The sequence below is a fragment of the Legionella sp. PATHC039 genome (assembly GCF_026191275.1).
Lineage (GTDB): Bacteria > Pseudomonadota > Gammaproteobacteria > Legionellales > Legionellaceae > Legionella > Legionella pneumophila.
Genome location: NZ_JAPHOP010000001.1, coordinates 2,366,824 through 2,387,057, shown reverse-complemented (window position 1 = coordinate 2,387,057; position 20,234 = coordinate 2,366,824). Strand labels below are relative to the sequence as shown.

The following is a 20,234-nucleotide window of genomic DNA, read 5'->3' as shown; positions in this document are numbered from 1 at the left end:
CATTCTGATGTTTCGAGATTTTTGCATTCCTTTCATCTGATTGATGATGATAAGGCTAGATAGTGTGGGTAATCAGTTCAGAAAAGCTCAAATATTGTCGTCAGGAGAGCGGTTTTCCTCTCAGACCTTGCTTAATTTGTCTCTTTCATTTTATTGCCGCGTTGTAAACGTTTCTTTGGTGCACATTCAATCCATGTACTCCGCTCTGCAAAAGATTTGCGCCTTGTCTTAAAAAAATAATCAGCTGATGCAAGAAATCTATTGAGGTTATAAGCCGACCTTAATATGTACCTCATCTAATCCATTGTTAAATAAGGATAAATTGTGTTAGATTAAAAAAACATGTTGAACATGGTTGATGTAAACATACTTTTCTTGAATGTCATAATAGGGGGATTAATGAAAAAAGTATTAGGGAGCATTGGTCTTGCAGTAGTCAGTTTCTCACTGTTTGCTCATGGGTCTATGGAAGTTCCAATTTCTCGAACCTATCAATGTTACAAGGAAGGCCCGGAAAGCCCTAAATCAGCAGCTTGTAAAGCGGCTGTCCAGATAGGTGGAACCCAACCTCTGTACAATTGGCACGAAGTTAACCAGGCAGCGGCTAATGACCGACATCGTGAACTCATTGCAGATGGGCAATTATGCGCCGGGGGTAGAGATTTTTTTAAAGGTTTCAATCTGGCTCGCAACGATTGGACAACCACGGTAGTGCATCCTGATTCTAATGGCCGCTTTCAGTTTGTTTATGTTGCTACTGCTCCTCATAAAACTAAGTATTTTAAATTTTATGTCACTAAGGACGGATATGATTTCAATACTCCCTTAAAATGGTCCGATTTGGAGATTAGCCCATTTTGTACAATCACCAGCGTCGCTTTAGCGAATGGTCGTTATCAGATGGACTGCCCATTGCCAGCGAATAAGACAGGCAAACGAATTTTTTACGTTATTTGGCAACGTGAGGACAGTCCTGAGGCATTCTATTCCTGTAGTGATGTATTTATTGACGGTACGGCACAGGCTCCAACCTGGTTTGAATTGCAGAACTTTTACGGGTCGGGCGATATTGCAGCCAACACTAAGATCACTCTACGAGTTTTTAAGAATCAAGTAGAAGTTGAAAACACCAGTATCACCGTCAATGAAAGCAATCGTACAGCAGAACAATGGCCTCTGGCTTTGGGCACAGCAGTCAATAGCAGCTCCTCACTGGTACGTATTGGTCAACTTGATCCGCAAAGTGGCCAGGTCGTTTTGGCAGCCAATCAAGCCAATAAGATATACCTTAGCGACAACGATACCAGCAGCTACCGTGTTCTCGTTGATTTTGTAGAGCCTTCAGGTAATTCTGATCTGATTTACCCAGATGGTATTAGCACCTATAAAGCAGGAACCATAGTTCTGGGTCGTCTTGATCGCAAGTATTATCAGTGTAAGCCCTGGCCTTATTCTGGTTGGTGTTCACAAGCGCCAGCCTATTATGAACCTGGCGTAGGTTTGGCATGGCGAGAAGCCTGGATTTTACTGGGTTAACGCGTAAATCAGGGAACCCTTGGGGTTCCCTTTCTTTATTAGTTCAACGTTTGTTCAAGTAATGCTTATGCGTTTGCACTTATGGCAAATTTTTATCATTCTTTAAGAATCACAAAAGTGATAACTTTTATTGCAGATTGGAATAAAATGACCAATTAACTCTATTCCATTACATGGAAATGTTTTACAATCATCAGAATATTCATTCAATTTTTAGATTCTATACTTCGAGCTCTTTTCGCATGTTTGCAGCAAGTTGGTATCCAGTTTTTTAAGGTAACATCATTGGCTCTTGTTTTAGAGCAGAGTATTTTTATACAGAGTGAAAATTGGTAAGGAATTAGTTACTGATCGTGCTATGAAATAAGCAGGAACCAAAATGACAATTATGAGAGTGTTTCTTTCATTTCTTTTGCTATTTTTTAATAGCCTTGGTTTCGCGCAATCTGAGTTTCCGCAACTGTTTTTGTTTTTAGGGGGAGACAGAGCAAGCACATTTCAGGAGACTTTGCAAAATCCTTGCATTCGTGGGGTACAAATCATTTATTCCTGAATAGATCTTGATCCTTATAATCTCCCCGAAGATTTTAGCTCAGATGAATATTTCTATTCAGTTATTGATAATATGAGTTATTTAAAAAAGGTGTTTCAAAAAACCAGGGTGACTCAATATGTTAATTTTTTTCCAGACGAGTGGAATAATGACCATCACTATATAAGCCGATTATTTGCTTTTGCCAGAAAACACCACATCGGTTTAGGTGGACCTGATGTGGTGCCCTATAAAGAATCACAAATGAAAAATAGTTATCCTTTTTTTCACAAATTCAAAGGAAAGATAGAAATAGCTATGGCTATTCAAGAACCAGATTATACTTATACCAATCCTAAGTCAGGCAATTTCTATCGCTTTGATGACTTCTATTCTTTTTCAAAAGAGTATATAGGAGCTTTCATTTTATTTTGGAATACCGAAGAACCATTTTTCTCAGAACAGCTTTTACCTAAATTGAATGGAAGTTATTTTAAATGCTATAAAGCCAATAATGAAGCAAATGCAGCAGATACCAATTAAGAGTAGGTGAATGCCATAGTTTCCTTTTTGAATATTATTGCTAATTCATTAAGATGGGCACAGGCTTATATGCTAAAATATATTCAAATAACTTATATCTTTGAGGTGGCCAATGCTTGTAGAGTTATTATCCCGCATTCAATTCGGTTTTAGCATTGGTTTTCATATTCTATTTCCAACTTTAAATCTTGGCCTTGCGGTTTTTCTTGTTATCATGGAAGCCCTGTGGCTGAAAACAAAAAATCCCGTTTATCTCGAAATATGCAAGTTCTGGACTAAGATTTTTGCTTTGACTTTTGGTATGGGAGTTGTCTCCGGCATTGTGTTGGCTTATCAAATTGGTACCAATTTTGGACCCTTCATCACTCAATTTGGAAACGTCCTGGGGGCTTTGTTTGCTTATGAAACGTTGACCGCTTTTTTCCTGGAAGCTGGTTTTTTAGGAGTCATGCTTTTTGGTTGGAAAAGAGTTCCTCCAGCACTTCATTTTATCGCCACCCTTTTGGTTACCATAGGAACAACCGTATCCGCTTTTTGGATCATGTCAGCCAATTCATGGATGCAGGCACCCAGCGGGTATCAACTTATTGAAGGGAAATATGTTGTCGATAGTTGGTGGGCGGTTGTTTTTAATCCTACCTTCATTCCTAGATTCATTCATATGCTGTTAGCTTCTTATGTAACGACTTGTTTTGTCATCATGGCGGTATCCGGATTTTACTTTTTAAGGAAACAATCTACTGCAATTGCTAAAAAAAGTTTATCTTTCAGTTTATGGGCATCGTTGATTTTAGTCCCTTTGCAAATAGGAGTGGGTGATGTCGTAGGTATTAATGTGCATCATTACCAACCACTAAAAACAGCAGCTATGGAAGGCGTATGGGAGACTCAAAAAGGAGCGCCGCTTTTGTTGTTTGCTATCCCGTCACAGACACAGCAAAAAAATTTTTATGAAGTGGGAATACCAAAACTGGCAAGCTTGATCAATACGCATGAGTGGAACGGTGAAATGATCGGTTTGAGTTCTGTTGGCAATGAAGAGCAGCCGCGCATGGCTCCTGTGTTTTTTTCCTTTCGTATTATGGTGGGTATTGGGCTCATCATGTTATTTACGGCTATCGTTGGTTTAATCTTGCGCTTAAGAGGAACTCTTTTTGAAAATTCATGGTTTCATCGGTGGTGCATTGTAATGGCACCACTCGGTTTTATTGCCAGTATCGCTGGATGGTTAACCGCTGAACTTGGGCGACAACCCTGGGTTGTCCATGGTCTTTTAAAGACGAGAGACTCTGTTTCTGCAATAGGGGTTGAAGAAGTTATTATTTCTTTTGTCTTGCTCATTGTTGCCTATGGAGTGGTCTTTGGATTTTATCTCTATTATCTGCTGAGGCTCATCTCTCATGGGCCTGCAATTCTTGAAGAAGATGAAGCGGAACATCATGCTTTTCAATATATGACCGATTTCCCCAAGGAGAAAAAATAATGTTACCGTTTATTTTCGCTACACTTCTTGGGTTTATCGTTTTGATGTATGTTATTTTAGATGGTTTTGATTTGGGAATTGGTATTTTATTTCCTTTCACCTCAAGTGAGAGCGAGCGCGATAAAATGATGAACTCGATTGCACCTGTTTGGGATGGCAATGAAACCTGGCTGGTTTTTGGAGGAGCCATGCTTTATGGTGCATTTCCACAGGTTTACGGTTTGCTTTTGCCCATCCTTTACATGCCTATCATGCTTATGCTGATTGCATTGATATTTCGTGGTGTGAGTTTTGAGTTTCGCTTTAAGGCCAAGAGGTCAAAAACTTTGTGGAATTGGTCATTTTCAATCAGTTCGCTTGCGGCCACTTTTTTGCAAGGGGTTATTCTTGGCGCTTTTGTGCAGGGGTTTTCTATCAATGAATCTTCGATGACTATCAATGATCCGGACTGGCTTACCCCTTTTAGCCTTTGTACTGGTATCGCTTTGGTGTGTGGGTATGCGCTTTTGGGGTCTACCTGGATGATTATCAAAAGCACGGGAAGATTGCAGCGTAAAATGGTTCATTATGCCAGAGGCTTGTTAGTCTTGGTCAGCTTTTTCCTGCTTTTCGTTAGTATTTGGACACCGTTGCATAGTGAGGAAGTGTTTCATCGTTGGTATAGTTTTCCAAATATGCTATTACTGAGCCCCTTGCCCTTGATAGCTTTAATGGCTATTTACCTCGTATGGCAGAACTTAAATTCCGGTAGTGAATACAAACCGTTTATTTACAGTATCATTATATTTTTATGCTCCTATATAGGAATTGCAATCAGTGTCTACCCTTACCTGATTCCTCATCACGTGACTCTTTGGGAGGCGGCGGCACCTGATTCCACCCTTGTTTTTATCTTGATAGGTGTCGCTATCATGCTGCCAATCCTTCTTGGATATACCCTTTATGCTTATTACCTTTTTCGGGGTAAATCATCAGAAAATTATCACTAGTTATTTTCTGGGCGTCGAATTATTTTTAAGCCATTTAGGGAAAAACATGGGGGTCATTTTTTGATACTCGATGTAAAGATTGCCTCTGGATTCAATCGAACCTTGTTCAGTCATGGGAGCTGTGATTTTTGTCATGATTAAATAAAGGGTCAATGGAGAAATAATAGCTATCCATCCATAAGGAGCAGAAAGGGCAAATAAGGTAAACGAGCACCATACCAGCCATTCATAAAAATAATTTGGATGCCTGCAGTAACGCCAAAGTTTTTGATTGCAGACTTTTCCAGGATAGTTTTTCTTAAAATCTTGCAATTGGCTGTCGGCAACTGTTTCCAAAATTAAGGCCGTGAGAAATATAATCAATGCGAGCCCATCCAATAGATTTAATGTTGTTTGAGTTTCCGAGGAAGAAAAATACCAGGGAATGGAAACAAGACAAATCAATACGCCTTGCAACTGAAAATTTAAAAAAAATCCCAAAGGTTTGGCAAGCTTCCAATCGTTGCTTAAAGCAAGATAGCGCTTGTCTATTTTTTTAAGGCGTATTCGTGTCCACCATAAATACCCTCCAAGTCTGATTCCCCAGGTAAGCAATGCCAGGCTAAGCAGTAAAGAGCGCAATGAAAATTCTTGATTATTTAAATAAATAAGTCCGGCGAGTGTTAAACCAGAAGCCCATCCCACATCAACCACGGAAGGATTATTGGTGTAACGGTACCATAGCCAAATCAAGCACATATGTAAAAAGATGATGGCGATCACAAGTAAAATTATCATCTTATTCATTTCCCATGCTGGTAATTAAATAGGTATAAACTCAAAGGCAAGAATAGAGACCAAGTTAACCCTAAAGTAAGGTAAAATCCAACGTCACTGCCGATAAGGGTTGCCGCTCCAAATTGTACTCCTAGCCAATAGGCAAAGATAATGGAGGGAAACATGACTAACCCCCAAAGAAAATAGTAAGTTAACCAGGAACCATACAAAACAACGAGATTAAATCCGAAACTTAGCCAGAGGGCGACCATCCATAGTGGAGGAAAATGAGATCCAAAGAAATTGGCCTTAAAATAGATCATACCGCTATAAAGCCAGATGGCATCAGTGATCGCACCTAACAAGGCTAATCCAATAGCAAAATAGAGGGCACCACGCCAGGGGAGTTGATTAAGTATCTGTACAATAATCTGTAGGCCCATGATTAATACGGTAATGATTAATCCCAGCAAAGGATAGCCATAAGAGGCTAAGTAGATACAAAATATCCAGCACAGATAGTACGACAGATAATGAACTAGATTCAAAGGATTAATAATCATTACGTTCTCTCAGGCGACCTGCGATAGCAATGCAACCTTGACCGGCATGTAAACCAATGGCAAGGGATACAGGCTCTATGTACGTGGGTGGTTTATTGAATGCTTGGGTTGTCATCTCGGCGAGATGCAAAGCCTGGTTTTTCTCACCCGCGTGAACAATGCAGTAATCCTCTAAAATGAGTTGAGCCTCGTTTTTCTTTTCCTGAAAGAAGTTAATTAATTTATTACGTGCTCTTGAGGCTGAAAAACACTTGCCTACCATAATGCCTTGGCCTGCTGAATCAATGGAGACTAATGGTTTTATATTAACCCACTGGGCGATTCGCCCGGATATTTTATTAACTCGGCCAGAACGAATCATCGATTCGAATTGGTTCACCATAACAAAAATATAGGTGTTTTTTATTGCTTTGCCGAGTAATTTGGCTATGGTATCGATGTCATTCCCTGAGGCAATTAGTTGCCCCGCATAATGCAAAAGCAATCCATGCGCCCCAGAATTCGTTTTGGTATCCAATACAGTGATATTGGTGTATTTTTTGGTTGCAGTAAGGAAGGCGTCATAAGTGCCACTCATTTTGCTGGATATTGATAGAACAAGAACATGATCATAGTATGAGACAATTTTTGCCAGTTTTTCCTCTATAAGATTCGGATTCATACAAGAGGTTTTAGGATAAGTTCTGAACGAGTTCAGTTGTGTATAAAAATAATTGGCCTCAAAACAATGTTTATCCAGTAAATGGTGCTCGTCAACATGAATATTTAAAGGAATTTGATGAATTTGATATTCATCGATTAAATCCTGAGGCAAATCGGCGCTTGAATCGGTGACCAACCCTATCTTATATTTTTTCCCAAACTGCAGTTCATGTTGCCTTTGCATGTCATCTACTTTAGGGTATTGAATAGTGTAATCCTTATATAAACTCGTGAAAATTTCACGAGGGTTATTGGTATGAACATGAAATCTGGTGATGCGATCATTGCCCGTAACAGAGGCGCACTCTCCTTGTTCTTTTAAAAAATGTAATAATTTATTTTTATCAATGGAGGCCGATTTGAGTACTGCTTCAGTACAGTATCGATATTCTGTCGTGGTACATATCAACTTGGGATGCTCTGTGATAGATAACGGTGAGTGGGTATTTGCTGTATCTGTGGTATGTGGTTGCTGTAAAAACTGTGTAAACCCTTCAACGAAATAATAAAATCCTAGGGCACCAGCATCCACAACATTGGCTTTTTGCAAAATATTCAACGAATTTTTAGTTTGTTCTACTTCCACGGAGAGTAAAGGTAGCAATTCCAACATAGCTTGAGCTAGCAAGGAGTCGGGTTGTTTTATCTCACACACGGTGGTCCACTTTTGAATGAGCGTTATCATAGTGCCCTGTACGGGATTAGTTACTACAGAGGCAATCTCTTTACCAACTTGAACCATGATTTTGGAAAAGTCATTAAAATAGAGTTCTTCTTTGAGGGGTAAATGCTTGGCTAATAAGTTAAAGAATTGAGAAAAAATAATCCCGGAATTTCCACGTGCACCGATAATACTTGCATCAGCAATGGATTCAAGAGTGCCTCTTAAATTGGTTTTTGCTGATGAAAACTCAATGATTGCCATACCAGTAGAGGATAAATTATCCCCCGTGTCTCCATCGGCTACCGGAAAAACATTAATGTCGTTGAGTACCTGTTTATGGCGAATAAGTCTATGACAGCCGGCTATTATTGCAGCATGAAATGTTATACCAGTTAATTTATCCAATGGCATGGGATGTCCGTATAATAAATATTGAAGTTTCCAAGCTAATCCATCATAGTAGGTATTTTTATACTAATGCAAGAAGAATAATATGGCTCGCTACTTGGTAATTGCTGCAAGCAGTGCTATCGGACAATCCGTGACAACCCTTTTAAAAAATCGTGGTGATACCGTTTTTACCACAGCACGAGATAATCATAAGATAAGCCCTGATTTTCAACTGGATGCCACTGATTTTGATGCGGTTTTAGATGTTTTTCGCCAAACAGGTCCCCTTGATGGCGTAGTCAATTGTGCGGGTTCACTACTTCTGAAAAATGCTCACAGCACTAGTTTTGATGAATTTCAAGTAGCGATCAATGCGTCACTTACTACTTCTTTTGCTACCATTCGAGCTGCTGGTTTAACTATGAATCAAGGAGGTTCTGTTGTATTGATATCATCAGCCGCCGCTTTGGTAGGTCTGGCCAATCATGAAGCCATAGCGGCGGCCAAAGCAGGTATTATTGGTTTGGCTCAATCTGCTGCAGCCACTTATGCTTCAAACAATTTAAGAGTGAATGTCGTGTCCCCTGGAATGGTCAATAGCCCGCTGACCTCATCGTTATTAAGCAATCAGTTGGTTTTGAATGCATCAAAGGCAATGCATGCTTTAGGGCGAATTGGTGTTCCGGAAGATATTGCCCACGCAATTGTGTTTTTACTTAATCCGGACAACAGCTGGATCACAGGGCAAGTGATTGCTGTTGATGGTGGGTTAAGCCGAGTTCGGCCCAAGATGAAAATTTAATGAAACTATAATTCTTATGACGACACTGTGTTTTATATTAGGCGATCAACTTAATGAAACAATCGCCTCACTTGCGGCAATTAATAAACAGAAGGATATTGTATTTTTATGTGAAGTGACAGAAGAAACTTCTTATGTCCCTCATCATCCGAAAAAAATCGCGTTCTTATTTTCGGCAATGCGTCATTTTGCGCAACAATTGAAAAAGAAGGGTTATCGAGTCCGCTATACGGCATTCGATGATCCTCGCAATCAAGGCAGTTTTGCCAAAGAATTGCTTCGTGCCATTGAAGAGGAGCAGGTGTCAGCAATAAGCCTTACTGAACCTGGAGAGTGGCGTGTTCTGAAAATATTCCATGATTTAAAAAGCCAATTGACCATTCCTGTCACTCTACATGAAGACAATCGGTTTTTATGCAAAATTAATGAGTTCAGAAATTGGGCTAAGGAAAAAAAACAGCTACGGATGGAGTTTTTTTACCGGATGATGCGCCAAAAATATCATCTTTTGGTCGATAATAATGGGAAACCGGTTGGCGGCTCATGGAATTATGATGCTCAAAATCGTAAGAATGCCAATCACGTCAGTTCATTCCCCAAGCGTTTAGATCATGCCAGGGATGTGATCACTGATGAAGTTTTGGGCTTGGTTTCAGCGCATTTTGCTAAGCACTTTGGTCAGTGCTATCCCTTTAATTTGGCAGTGACCCGCGAACAAGCATTAGAAGAAGCCGATTATTTTATGGAACATTTTCTTTGCAATTTTGGTGCGTATCAGGATGCCATGCTCAAAGATGAAATCAGCTTATATCATTCAAAACTGTCGTCTTATCTAAATGCTGGGCTTTTATTGCCTCTGGAATTGTGTCAAATGGCAGAGCAAGCCTATTTCTCAAAGCAAATGCCTCTGAACTCGGTAGAAGGATTCATACGCCAAATTTTAGGATGGCGAGAATATGTGAGGGGTATTTATTGGCTTTTTATGCCGGATTACGGCGAGATGAACTATTTTAATGTATGCAGGCCGTTGCCTTCCTTTTTTTGGGGAGAGGAAACGGGAATGTTTTGTATTAAGGAAGTGGTGCGTCAGACCTCGACTGAGGCCTATTCCCACCATATTCAGCGGTTGATGATAACAGGTAATTTTGCTTTGCTTGCAGGTTTAGATCCCAAACAAGTTTGTGAGTGGTATCTTGCTGTCTATGCTGATGCGTATGAATGGGTAGAGTTACCCAATACCTTGGGTATGGCTCTTTATGCAGATGGGGGGCTGATGGCCAGTAAACCGTATGCTGCTAGTGGAAAATACATTCACCGCATGAGTAATTTTTGCCAATCCTGCTATTATAATCCCAATGATCTTTTGGGTGAAAAGGCATGTCCTTTTAATGCGCTCTATTGGAATTTTCTTCACCAAAATCAAGAAAAATTAAAAGATAACCCTCGCCTTCGTTATGCCTATATGAATTGGCAAAAAATGGATTTTGATAAACAAAAGAAGACTATCCATAAAGCACAGCAGATACTGGCAGACTTGGATTCCGCCAATCTCTGATGTCTTATTTGATATAACCTGCCACATAGATTGTCGCTATCGAACTCCAGGAGCACAACACTATACCCCATAGCCAATCAAGGAATGCCATACCGATAGGAAAATCCTTAAAAATAGCGAGGCAGGTAAAATCATAAATTCCATAAATAATAGCACCAAGAAGTGCGCCATATAATGCGGCATGAGGTAGCGATGTTTTAGCCAGCGGTATAACAAAGACAACAATACTCAAGGCAAAAAGCAGATAAACTAATAAAGCAGACCACCATATTGGCTTTAATTGCCCCTCTGAAAGACGCAGCCATTGTTGGTATTGGTCAAAATAAAGATTTCTGGCGATAAATCCAAGCCATATCATATCTGTCACAATAAAGATAAAAAAGGCAATTGCAAAAACCTTAAGCGTCCATCCATTCATTTTATTCCCTTAATTATGATTTTTATCCTTCTGGTTTTGTATTTTACATTCAATTCGATTCAGGTAACAGAGCTTCATTTCCAAAACCTACCATTTAACAAAAGTTAATTTTATGCCTAATCGAGATAAATGCTTCTTACTATAAAAGGGTATCGGTAATTACGGTACTTGAATATAGTGTTTGATATTTGCGTAACCATCTCTTAATGAGCCCCATCGTGTGAGCAACTAATTGGTATGCAGTGGCATGCTTGGAAGCGTTATTATCTTTTAGTGTTGTTCTTAATTTTTTCTTAATGATAATTTTTTATAATACTAAGTCATTTTTATCCAAGTTTGTAAATATGTGAGGTACCTTATGAAATTGCTTCGTTTTCATGAATTAAAATCATTGCCAGGCATGGACGAGAAAGCATTGGAATTGTTGATAAAGGTTTTAGGCAACAAAGGCATTAGAAAACTAATAAAATCTGCCGATGGCAAGCCAATATCACGAGAAAAAATGATTCATGAGTTTGGAATAGATTGTCAAATTCTGTTTATTACCACCGAGGCATCTCTTAAGCCAATCATCGTTCCCACTGAAAACAAGATTTCAGGGGGTGGTAAATCTTATTGCGAGCAATTTAAAGTTTATGCTTTGGATGATGGAAAAACTTATTTCCTAAAATCCGTTAAGATCGATGCTGAAAGCGTGACAGAGTTTACCAATGAGAAAGATACCTTAAGTAAATTGGGTCGCTTGGTAGGAACTTTTTTTAATGAACAAACCCAGGTGCATTATATTCTCACAACTTTTATAAAAGGGATTGATTTATCCCGATATAAAAACGCGCTTCCTCTTAATGTTAATCTAAAACATTTTTGGGAAGTTCTCGGCATTATGATTTCTGTATGCCATCAGGTGAAACAATTCCATGAATTAGGCTTAATTCACCGCGATCTTAAACCTGGAAATATTATGCTGGATGCGGAAATGCAGTGTCATTTAGTTGATTTTGGCAGCAGTTCTTCTGATGAAGAACCTAAACCGGCATCATGGGGAACCTCAAGCTATTTAGCACCAGAACTTAATGCACAAGAGGATTTTATTGCTTTCTCTCAGGCTAGCGATCTTTTTGCTTTGGCCTATTCCCTTGATGAACTTTTTAATCCATTCAGGCAGGTTAAGTTTTTGAAAGTGGATATAGGAATTAAAAATAAGCATCTTGTGCTTTTGCATGCTGAAATCGAAGCGTGTATTAACGGGCTCATGTCAAATGAAGCATCAGAACGAACACTTTATTTTTCCCGCATCCTGCAATTACAAAGAGTCCCGGAGAGTTTCAAATCGAGACCAGAAGCATTTACCTATATGATTATGTTGTTTACTCAATGGAAAAGCTGCTATGAAATACCGGAATTAAAGAAGGAGTTAGATGAAATCATTACAGAAATAAAAGTAGCTTATGAAAACCATGAACAGGATGTCTTAAAAATTATATCAATGCTTGAGCAGTTATCTAAAGCGGACGGACTGCTTAATTCTCATAAATCTTTGCTCTCTGTACTGACTAAATCGCTTGCTAATGTCCAGCAACAAGAAATCGGGCACGACGACATCTTGCCGCGTCGCTTTGAATCAGACATTGTGAGCCAGCTAATAAAAACTCCAACAGCTAAAATGATGGCAGCGATTAAACAAGTTTCAGATGCTATTGTAAAAATCCTGGAAAAATATGAACATTCTCCTACCGAATCCTTTGAGCATGAGGTTTTGCAAGATTTTCTCAAACAAATGGTTCAATCGGACATTCTTTTTGGCGCACCCAAAGAGAAAATTGAGATTTCCGATATTATAAAAATACTCAAGAAAAACAGACCGGAGGATTTTGTACAAATTCAGCATATTTCTTTTAAATTTGCCCAAGTTGCTTTACGTGATCTTGCTTTGCATGACCTGCCAAAACATGAGCCAACAGGGGCTTTTTTAGAAATATTGAAAAAATATCAAGCAAAATATGCGCCTGATGAGACATCACTTTTCGAGCTCTATCATCACATGGCAGCTGTTAGAGATCACAGCGCATCGAAAGTAAAAAAAGGGGAGGGATACCGCTTTAGAGCATTCATTTGTGATGAGCTTTTTTATGGCGATGAAATTTTTAGTACCGGGGATAATCGTGGCCGCGAAGGCAAGCCTAACCAAAGATTACAAACTAATCAAGTTGGTTTAATGAAGTTCGAACATTCAGCCCACACCAAAGGACTACTGACGTTAAATGGTCAATCCTGGTATGCTGATTGTAAGACCCAGCTACCAAACTACGGTTCAATTCATTATCTCTCAGCCCTGAAAACGGATTGCCCTTATATTACGGGGCCTTCCGGTATGACTTCATTATTCATGAATATGATGTTTCTTCTGCTCAATCCTAAGGATCAAGATGTCATTCTCTCTTACAGCCTTGGGGTAATGACTTATGTAGTTGGTGCTGGTTACCACAGCATTAAAGAAATTCTTATTCCGATGGTCAAGTGCGTAGGTATTGTGCCTGATTATCCACAGCATAAAGGAATAGAGTGTCTTACAGCCTCACCTTTATATAACCATTACTTTAAGGCGATAGAGGAATTTGATAAAGAGTTTGCTGAGGTTCATGAAAAAATTTGGCAGGATTACCTTGCATATTTCCGTATGACTTATATGCCCGTTTGTATGCGTGATCATTGCCTGCCACATCAAGTCCCCTCAATGGAGGATATAAGTTCAGACGTAAAAGAAATGCTTGAAATTGTGTCTAAATCTGTGAAAAATTGCTTAGAAGAGCATAAAGTTAAGCGTACTGGCGATATGGGGTTGTTCCTTTCAACACCATGTGGGCAAAGAAAAGCGCTTGAGGTCTTAAGTCATGTCTGTCAACAACAGGTAGGGCTAACCGCAATTTTTAGGCAGATCCAGGCGTATTTTAAAGGAACTTTTGAGACAGAAGAAGGAATAATAATAAATAGAGAAATGCAACTTAAATTTATTGCTCATTTCTTTGATGTATTGAAGGAAAGCCCAACACTGCTTTCACAATTCAATTTGACCTTAAGGATAGAAAATACGATTGGTGTGCATCAGTGCGAATTGGGAAGCTCTAAGCAAAAAGAACTCTTCCTGGAGATTAAGAAGACGTCCATCGCAGCAAATGAAGAGCAGATGGTTGCAAATCATGAACCCAGGAAAGAAAACCGCAACGTCATCGTTTTGCCATATTAACCTCAAGGAAGGCGTTCTATGTTAAGTAAAGAAAAAATTAACCCTTCTCTAAAAAATACAAAACGCCAAGGCAGCGATAACCTTGCTGCCATGGCTGATCCAACATCATTAAAAAACACGGGTGACTACCGATGTTTTAATTCAAAACCAGAGGCTTACACTTATTTTATTTTTTTATTAAATCAATGGCAGACCAATTACATGGCCGACAAAAGAGAAGCGATAGCTAAAGCCATTGATTCAATAAAAATGGCTTATGAAAATCATGAGCAAGATACTTTGGTCGTTCACAAAACGTTACATGGCTTGAGTCACTTGCTTGAGCAGGAGCATGCCGATGAGTTAAATGCGTTATGCTTGGTGCCTATCAAAGACAGTCAATCTAATGCAAACAATATTCTGCCCCGGCGATTTGAATCAGAGCTGGCTTGCCGCTTGATAGAATCGCCAACAAAAAGCATGATGCAAGCAATTGATCTGGTATCTCAAGCTATAATCAATTTAATCAAAGAGTATAGTAAATTAGACTCGAAATCTTCCGAACGAGCTGCGCTGAATTTTTTTCTGCAAGAGTTAGAGGGTTCTGATATAGAGTTTGGGGCTTTTAAAAAAAGGCCGTCTCTGGAAGAGGTTATTGCTATTTTAAAGGAAAATAATCCTAAGAATTTAATTCAAATTCAATTCATATCATTTATGTTTGCTCGCAGTGTAATCGGACCATTTCCATTACGAAATTTGCCACCATTTAAGCCAACTGGCCTTTTTGCCCAAGTTCTGGGTAAATATTTACAGGCTCACCCCGATTTGAAAGAAGAAGAGGATGGCTTTTCCTATCAGCTTATGGCAGCTAAAAATGAGGCGGAAGAATTTAGAACTTTCATCACTAAAAAATTATTTTACCAGGATGAACTTTATACCCAAGGAGAAAACAGAGGGCGCCAAGGGCCTCGTAAAACCCACTTAAAAACCAACCAGTTAGGATTGATGAAGCTGGATCATTCAGCGCATAGCATGGGGTTAACCGTTATTCCTAAACAAATTTGGTGTGCGGATGCTCAAGCACAAGAAGCCAATCAGAATTCAATATATTACAAGACTGCGCTTAAAAATGATTGTCCTTATGTCACTGGCCCTTCTGGCATGACTTCTATCTATATGAACATGATGCTGCTGTTTTTAAATCCTCAAAATATCGAATTAATACAAGCCTACAGCCTTGGAATTATAGCGTATATCGTCGGTGCCGGTTTTCACAGTGTCAACGAAATTCTTATTCCTCTGGTGAAATGCATTAATCTTCTGCCTAATTATCCAAGCTACGAGGGACTTGAATATTTAACTCATCCTCCTCTATATCATGAATACTTTAAGCAAATTGCACAATTTGATTCTGATTTTATTCAGTTAAGAGAGCAAGTATGGGCATACTATCTAAATTATTTTAAATCGTGCTATATGCCCTTATGTATGAGAGATTTCTGCGAGGCTGAACAACTTGCAAATTGCCCTGACCCCGCCCCTGAAGTAAAAATATTATGCGGTATTGTGCTTAAATCAATTGAGGACTGCATTAATTTTCATAATCTTAATAGGCATCTGGACAGCAGGTTTATAGGTACGACTACTGCGGACATTGATGCTCTTAATCAATTGAAGGAGGCTTGCGCGAGTCAAACTTCAATTAGCGGTATTATGCGATTATTGCAAAAATATTTTTCAGGGGAAAATATTGCTCGGCCAACAGCGATGCATAAATTTGAAACTCGTTCTTATATCCGTTTTTTCCTTGATATTTTAAAAGATAGCCCGCAAATCATATCTCATATCAATGAGAAAATGAAATTGGATCCTCCATTAGTAATCAGTACAAAGGCTGAAATTTTTTCAGATGATTTTCGAATAGAGTGCTTTAATCTGCATCGAATTCTAAAAAAAGAACACCAGGTGAGTGAGGATTGTAGCAACACTAGCCAATTTTTAAAATTGTAAAGGAAAAAAAAGAAATAGTTTAAATATCCCTTAAATTTCATTATAATGAAAATTATATATCCAGGTAGAGTAAGTTGTGATATGAAAAATGCAGCAATTATCAAAAATCGAATTTTCTTAAACCTAGATAAACCTGTTAAGCGCTTTCTGGCGAGTGATAAAACCGATACTCCCATGACAGCGGAATTTTATGCTGAAAAAGATTACGAACAGCTCTTTTTAGATTTTTTATCCCAAGCTAATGGTAGTTATGATGAGCAAATCAGCATGCTAACTGCTGAATTGGATTCAGGAGCAGATCGTGTTGCGCAAAAATTAATGTCAGCCTTGTACTCACCATGGCAAAAGAACCTCTTTCCCAAGGCAATCAAGACCATTGCGAACAAATCTGAGGAATATCCCTTGATGAGTGATTTGCTAATTAAATTTTGCCAGCAACATGTCGGCTCTGTTGATGCTGTTGATGATTTTGGTGAGGCAGCCCTAGCCAAAATCTTAAAAAAAGATCAGCAAAGGAAGTCTCCTCTTTTATTTTTAGTCAAGCATGGCGCAAAACATTGCCAACTCACCTCTGCGTTACAAGATTCTCTTATTGTTAATAATTCGGATATTTACAATATCGCGGAAGATAATACTATGGATTGGATTTCCAACTGCCCTCAACCCTAATTCTTCAGAGGGCAATATTCTGTTGGCTCAAAGATGATTGCTTCAGGACTTACGAAAACCCCAATCTCTATGCTAAAAAATGGTTTTAATTCAGTCATTTAGTTTATCTAAACTCCCTCATTAAAAACATTTTTTGCCTTGACCTTGGAGTTTTTCGTAAGTCCTGTGCTTATCTCGCAAAGTAAGATTTAGCACGATTTCACTATAGCCAGTTTGTATTTGGCTTAAGGGATAACTTGGGGACAGTTAATTGAGAAGCCATATCACGCCATTGAGATAGGCGGCAAAAAGAAGCCAAACGAGATAGGGGAGCAAGAATATAGTGATGCTTTTTTTCTTATTTTTTAGGCTCAAAATCAGAAGCCCAGTGAGCCCCACCATCACAAGAATCCATAACAAACTAAGCCCAGTCCAATGCAGCACAAAAAAAAGCGGGGTCCATGCCCAATTCATCAGCATCTGTACTGAATATAAATAAAATACGGATCTCATCTCAGACTTTTTTCGAGAGCACCATAAAGCCCAACCAGTTATTGCAAGAAGGGCATATAAAATCGACCAAACAATTGAAAATACTGGTCCAGGAGGAGTTAAACCGGATTTATTGAGCCCCTCATACCAAGAGGGAATATTCGCTTGCGTCAGCATTCCTAAAAAAAAACCAATTGCTTCAAAGGTAATGATCCAGGCAATCAGCTCCATCCAACTTTTTTTGTTCAATAGGGTCTCTCCAAATTTTAGTTAATCTATTGTCAATCCATTCCTTTTTTTATTTGCTGATAGTAACTCAATGCCTTAGTTCTCGCTTCTTGGTGATCAATGATGGGGTTGGGATATTTTTTTCCTAAAAAAATGGAACTGGCGTCAGCATCTGTCCAGGGTTGATGAATTGACTGAGTATTTAATTGGGCAAGTTCGGGGATCCATTGGCGTATGTAAACGCCAGCCGGGTCAAATTTTTGGCTTTGTAAAACAGGATTGAAAATACGGAAATAAGGTGCTGCATCCGCACCGCATCCTGCTACCCATTGCCAGCTCGCGCTGTTATTCGCCAGATCTGCATCGACTAGAGTGTCTAAAAACCACTGTGCGCCCGAACGCCAATCAATCAGTAAATCTTTGGTAAGAAATGATGCGACAATCATGCGAACACGGTTGTGCATGTATCCTGTGGCCCATAATTCTCTCATTCCAGCATCAATGATAGGATACCCAGTCATTCCCTTTTGCCAGCAAGTTAATAATTGCTCATCATTTTGCCAAGGGAATGCATCAAATTCCTTTCTAAAATTTTCGCAATCCAGCTTGGGGAAGTGGTAGAGCAGATAGACAGAAAACTCTCTCCACCCCAGCTCTGATAAAAAATGTTCTAATGAGGCCAGATCACAGGTTTGTTCCAGTTTAGCCAACTCCAGCGCTCTTAAAATCACCCAAGGACTGATTTCACCAAAGTGCAAATGAGGGGACAATCGAGAGGTCGCATTTTTTGCTGGAAAATCGCGATCCCTTTTATATCCGCTAAGGTGATGAGCAATAAACTCATCCAGTTTTTTTTGTGCGCCTTCTTCTCCAGGAATCCAATATTCAGAAAATCGTGCTGCCCAATTAATTGCTGGCAATAACTTCCATTTGCCAATGTCATCACTTGTAATTTCAATTCCCCTTGGGCGTTTAGTGAGAAAAAAAGGCGAGGGGATATTAAGAATTTGTCGACATTGTTTCCAGTAAGGAGTAAAAACCTTAAAAAAATCCCCATTTTTATTTTTAATTGTCCACGGCTCATGAAGTAAATTTCCATTGAAACTCTGCACTTTAATTTTTCTTTCACCCAAAGCAAACTTAATTTTTTTATCGCGTGCAATGACCTGTGGCTCGTAGCAGCGATTCCAATAGACTGATTCCACACCATACTGCGCGACTAATTCCAAAATAATCTCTTGCGGAGATCCTTTGCGAAGAACGAGGCTTAAACCCAGTTGATTTAACGATTTGCCCAAAGCAATGAGACTATGATGGAGCCACCAAGCTTGAGCTTGCCCTAAAACACTGCATTTATCATCATAAATATAAAGTGGAATTACAATTTCATGATGGGAGCATGCTTCGATGAACGCGGGATTATCGGTCAATCTTAAATCTTGACGGAACCACACAAGAGCAATAGTCATTATTTTCTTCTATTGATGGAAAAACCATAAAATAACATGGTTATGATTTTTTCTTAACTAGAGGAGTTCCCTTTAATTTCTACTAAACGCACTTTTATTTCAAAAGATGGCTGATAAGGGGGAGAAGAAGTATATTAAATAGGCCTACTAAAATCATAGCCAAACTGGCAATGGCGCCTTCCGTATTCCCTATTTTATGGGCCTGAGCGGTTCCTGCCGCATGGGCTCCTACTCCTAAAAGGGCACCTCTGGCAAGAGCTGAGTTAAAAGGCAATCGCGACAGGATGAACTCGCCGAGTATAGCTCCCAATATCCCTGTGACAATAACAAAAATCGCAGTCAAATCAGGTGCCGCACCAATTCCCCTTGAGATTTCTATAGCAAACGGTGTGCTGATAGAGCGAGGGAGCAGACTTAAACGTAAATTATCATCAAGGCCAAGAAGGATTGCCAATCCCCAACTGGATGCTATAGCAGTGAAACTTCCCACAATCACGCCAATTAAAATCACTGGCCAATGCTGGCGAATGAGGGCACGTTTTTCATAAATGGGAATGGCAAAGGCTACGGTTGCAGGACCGATTAACAAGACTAGCCATTTTGTTCCGCGGAAATAGTCCTCGTAGTTTACATGCAGTAAAAGCACTACGCTGGCAACCAGTATTGGTGTTAAAGCAAGCGGCATTAGCCACCAAAAGGGCCATCTTCTATATAGTTTTTGGGTAATAAAATACATGCCTATTGTGATAAGCGACCAGAAAAATGCCTGAATCATGGATTCAGAGAGAATGTTGCTTGGCATGATGCGTTCTCCAACGGTAGCAATAATCTACAACAAGGGCAGTGACTAGCATCACCGTGATTGTGCTGAGCAGAATAATGAAGAGAATTTTAAGGCCTAAAAGACCGATAAATTCCTGGTGCTCCAGTATTGCAAGGACGCCAGGGATAAAAAAAAGTAACATATTGGCAAGGAGTAACTCAGCCCCCCGTCTTATACGATTTAATTTTAAGCAATTCGTCGCTAAAAGCAGTAAAACAATTCCCAAGCCAAGGATTCCTCCGGACAAAGGAAGCTTGATCAGTTTGAGCAATAATTCACTAGCTAACCAAAATAAGCCAACCAATACTATCTGAAAAAATGAATTTTGCTGAATTTTGTTTGCCATATATGTGTTCATGATGAATATTATTTTTTCATTTAAGTTTACACTTTTAATTAAGATGAATA

General features: G+C 39.2%; 18 protein-coding genes. 10 read left to right on the top strand and 8 right to left on the bottom strand.

Translation table 11 applies throughout. The annotated features are described in order from the left end of the window. The first annotated feature begins 399 nt into the window (after positions 1-399). The 5 genes from OQI99_RS10880 to cydB all read left to right on the top strand — a co-directional run bounded on the left by OQI99_RS10880 (position 400) and on the right by cydB (position 5,083). Positions 400-1,536, top strand: coding sequence for a lytic polysaccharide monooxygenase (locus OQI99_RS10880; RefSeq protein WP_061513394.1), 1,137 nt, complete (start codon positions 400-402; stop codon positions 1,534-1,536). A 379-nt stretch (positions 1,537-1,915) separates the two neighbouring features. After that, positions 1,916-2,089: a hypothetical protein gene (locus tag OQI99_RS10875; protein WP_265731936.1), complete on the top strand. Its 174-nt coding sequence runs from the start codon at positions 1,916-1,918 to the stop codon at positions 2,087-2,089. A gap of 72 nt (positions 2,090-2,161) precedes the next feature. Then, entirely contained in the window at positions 2,162-2,611 is a 450-nt protein-coding gene (locus tag OQI99_RS10870; RefSeq protein WP_265731935.1) for a hypothetical protein, read from the top strand. A 112-nt stretch (positions 2,612-2,723) separates the two neighbouring features. Further along, complete coding sequence (locus OQI99_RS10865; RefSeq protein ID WP_265731934.1) at positions 2,724-4,094, top strand: cytochrome ubiquinol oxidase subunit I; 1,371 nt, start codon at positions 2,724-2,726, stop codon at positions 4,092-4,094. Beyond that, entirely contained in the window at positions 4,094-5,083 is a 990-nt protein-coding gene (gene cydB / locus OQI99_RS10860) for a cytochrome d ubiquinol oxidase subunit II (protein ID WP_265731933.1), read from the top strand. The genes OQI99_RS10865 and cydB overlap by 1 nt, the downstream gene beginning before the upstream one ends. Here cydB and OQI99_RS10855 read toward each other — a convergent pair whose 3' ends face one another. From OQI99_RS10855 to OQI99_RS10845, 3 genes are read right to left on the bottom strand one after another with little or no spacing between them, the layout of a single operon-like run. Beyond that, positions 5,084-5,869, bottom strand: a complete 786-nt coding sequence (locus OQI99_RS10855) for a DUF1295 domain-containing protein (protein WP_322783701.1) — start codon at positions 5,867-5,869, stop codon at positions 5,084-5,086. Then, entirely contained in the window at positions 5,866-6,402 is a 537-nt protein-coding gene (locus tag OQI99_RS10850) for a DUF2878 domain-containing protein (protein ID WP_265731931.1), read from the bottom strand. Before OQI99_RS10850 ends, OQI99_RS10855 begins: the two co-directional genes overlap by 4 nt. After that, positions 6,392-8,179, bottom strand: coding sequence for a DAK2 domain-containing protein (locus OQI99_RS10845; protein WP_265731930.1), 1,788 nt, complete (start codon positions 8,177-8,179; stop codon positions 6,392-6,394). The genes OQI99_RS10850 and OQI99_RS10845 overlap by 11 nt, the downstream gene beginning before the upstream one ends. A gap of 82 nt (positions 8,180-8,261) precedes the next feature. On the opposite strand from OQI99_RS10845, the gene OQI99_RS10840 reads away from it, so the two are divergent. Both OQI99_RS10840 and OQI99_RS10835 read left to right on the top strand, forming a co-directional pair. Beyond that, positions 8,262-8,960 (top strand): SDR family NAD(P)-dependent oxidoreductase, encoded by a 699-nt coding sequence (locus OQI99_RS10840; RefSeq protein WP_265731929.1) that lies wholly within the window; start codon positions 8,262-8,264, stop codon positions 8,958-8,960. 16 nt (positions 8,961-8,976) lie between these two features. Then, positions 8,977-10,515, top strand: a complete 1,539-nt coding sequence (locus OQI99_RS10835) for a cryptochrome/photolyase family protein (RefSeq protein WP_265731928.1) — start codon at positions 8,977-8,979, stop codon at positions 10,513-10,515. Between the two features lie 4 nt (positions 10,516-10,519). Here OQI99_RS10835 and OQI99_RS10830 read toward each other — a convergent pair whose 3' ends face one another. Beyond that, positions 10,520-10,933, bottom strand: a complete 414-nt coding sequence (locus OQI99_RS10830; protein WP_265731927.1) for a DUF2177 family protein — start codon at positions 10,931-10,933, stop codon at positions 10,520-10,522. Positions 10,934-11,291: 358 nt separating this feature from the next. Here OQI99_RS10830 and legK4 point away from each other — a divergent pair, with 358 nt between their 5' ends. Genes legK4 through ravG form a run of 3 tightly spaced genes read left to right on the top strand, consistent with a single transcriptional unit; the run spans position 11,292 to position 16,835 of the window. Then, entirely contained in the window at positions 11,292-14,177 is a 2,886-nt protein-coding gene (legK4, locus tag OQI99_RS10825) for a Dot/Icm T4SS effector kinase LegK4 (protein ID WP_265731926.1), read from the top strand. Between the two features lie 18 nt (positions 14,178-14,195). Continuing rightward, on the top strand, positions 14,196-16,166 hold the full coding sequence (locus OQI99_RS10820) for a hypothetical protein (protein WP_265731925.1): 1,971 nt from the start codon (positions 14,196-14,198) through the stop codon (positions 16,164-16,166). Between the two features lie 45 nt (positions 16,167-16,211). Next, the gene (gene ravG / locus OQI99_RS10815) at positions 16,212-16,835 is read left to right on the top strand and encodes a Dot/Icm T4SS effector RavG (protein WP_265731924.1); all 624 of its coding nucleotides are present in this window, start codon (positions 16,212-16,214) and stop codon (positions 16,833-16,835) included. 246 nt (positions 16,836-17,081) lie between these two features. Here the strand turns inward: ravG and OQI99_RS10810 are convergent, their stop codons facing one another. The 4 genes from OQI99_RS10810 to OQI99_RS10795 all read right to left on the bottom strand — a co-directional run bounded on the left by OQI99_RS10810 (position 17,082) and on the right by OQI99_RS10795 (position 20,172). Then, entirely contained in the window at positions 17,082-17,555 is a 474-nt protein-coding gene (locus tag OQI99_RS10810) for a TspO/MBR family protein (RefSeq protein ID WP_265731923.1), read from the bottom strand. A gap of 32 nt (positions 17,556-17,587) precedes the next feature. Further along, on the bottom strand, positions 17,588-19,003 hold the full coding sequence (locus OQI99_RS10805) for a cryptochrome/photolyase family protein (RefSeq protein WP_265731922.1): 1,416 nt from the start codon (positions 19,001-19,003) through the stop codon (positions 17,588-17,590). 94 nt (positions 19,004-19,097) lie between these two features. Further along, entirely contained in the window at positions 19,098-19,805 is a 708-nt protein-coding gene (locus OQI99_RS10800; protein ID WP_265731921.1) for an LrgB family protein, read from the bottom strand. Next, positions 19,783-20,172 (bottom strand): CidA/LrgA family protein, encoded by a 390-nt coding sequence (locus OQI99_RS10795; protein WP_322783717.1) that lies wholly within the window; start codon positions 20,170-20,172, stop codon positions 19,783-19,785. The genes OQI99_RS10800 and OQI99_RS10795 overlap by 23 nt, the downstream gene beginning before the upstream one ends. Positions 20,173-20,234: the final 62 nt, after the last annotated feature.

Bases quoted from the DNA above. Each gene is read 5' to 3' on its own strand.
- OQI99_RS10830 (WP_265731927.1), bottom strand. From the start codon at position 10,933: ATGAATGGATGGACGCTTAAGGTTTTTGCAATTGCCTTTTTTATCTTT.
- legK4 (WP_265731926.1), top strand. From the start codon at position 11,292: ATGAAATTGCTTCGTTTTCATGAATTAAAATCATTGCCAGGCATGGAC.
- OQI99_RS10880 (WP_061513394.1), top strand. From the start codon at position 400: ATGAAAAAAGTATTAGGGAGCATTGGTCTTGCAGTAGTCAGTTTCTCA.
- OQI99_RS10845 (WP_265731930.1), bottom strand. From the start codon at position 8,179: ATGCCATTGGATAAATTAACTGGTATAACATTTCATGCTGCAATAATA.
- ravG (WP_265731924.1), top strand. From the start codon at position 16,212: ATGAAAATTATATATCCAGGTAGAGTAAGTTGTGATATGAAAAATGCA.
- OQI99_RS10820 (WP_265731925.1), top strand. From the start codon at position 14,196: ATGTTAAGTAAAGAAAAAATTAACCCTTCTCTAAAAAATACAAAACGC.
- OQI99_RS10835 (WP_265731928.1), top strand. From the start codon at position 8,977: ATGACGACACTGTGTTTTATATTAGGCGATCAACTTAATGAAACAATC.
- OQI99_RS10865 (WP_265731934.1), top strand. From the start codon at position 2,724: ATGCTTGTAGAGTTATTATCCCGCATTCAATTCGGTTTTAGCATTGGT.
- OQI99_RS10870 (WP_265731935.1), top strand. From the start codon at position 2,162: ATGAGTTATTTAAAAAAGGTGTTTCAAAAAACCAGGGTGACTCAATAT.
- OQI99_RS10795 (WP_322783717.1), bottom strand. From the start codon at position 20,172: ATGGCAAACAAAATTCAGCAAAATTCATTTTTTCAGATAGTATTGGTT.
- OQI99_RS10875 (WP_265731936.1), top strand. From the start codon at position 1,916: ATGACAATTATGAGAGTGTTTCTTTCATTTCTTTTGCTATTTTTTAAT.
- OQI99_RS10840 (WP_265731929.1), top strand. From the start codon at position 8,262: ATGGCTCGCTACTTGGTAATTGCTGCAAGCAGTGCTATCGGACAATCC.
- OQI99_RS10850 (WP_265731931.1), bottom strand. From the start codon at position 6,402: ATGATTATTAATCCTTTGAATCTAGTTCATTATCTGTCGTACTATCTG.
- OQI99_RS10805 (WP_265731922.1), bottom strand. From the start codon at position 19,003: ATGACTATTGCTCTTGTGTGGTTCCGTCAAGATTTAAGATTGACCGAT.
- cydB (WP_265731933.1), top strand. From the start codon at position 4,094: ATGTTACCGTTTATTTTCGCTACACTTCTTGGGTTTATCGTTTTGATG.
- OQI99_RS10800 (WP_265731921.1), bottom strand. From the start codon at position 19,805: ATGCCAAGCAACATTCTCTCTGAATCCATGATTCAGGCATTTTTCTGG.
- OQI99_RS10855 (WP_322783701.1), bottom strand. From the start codon at position 5,869: ATGAATAAGATGATAATTTTACTTGTGATCGCCATCATCTTTTTACAT.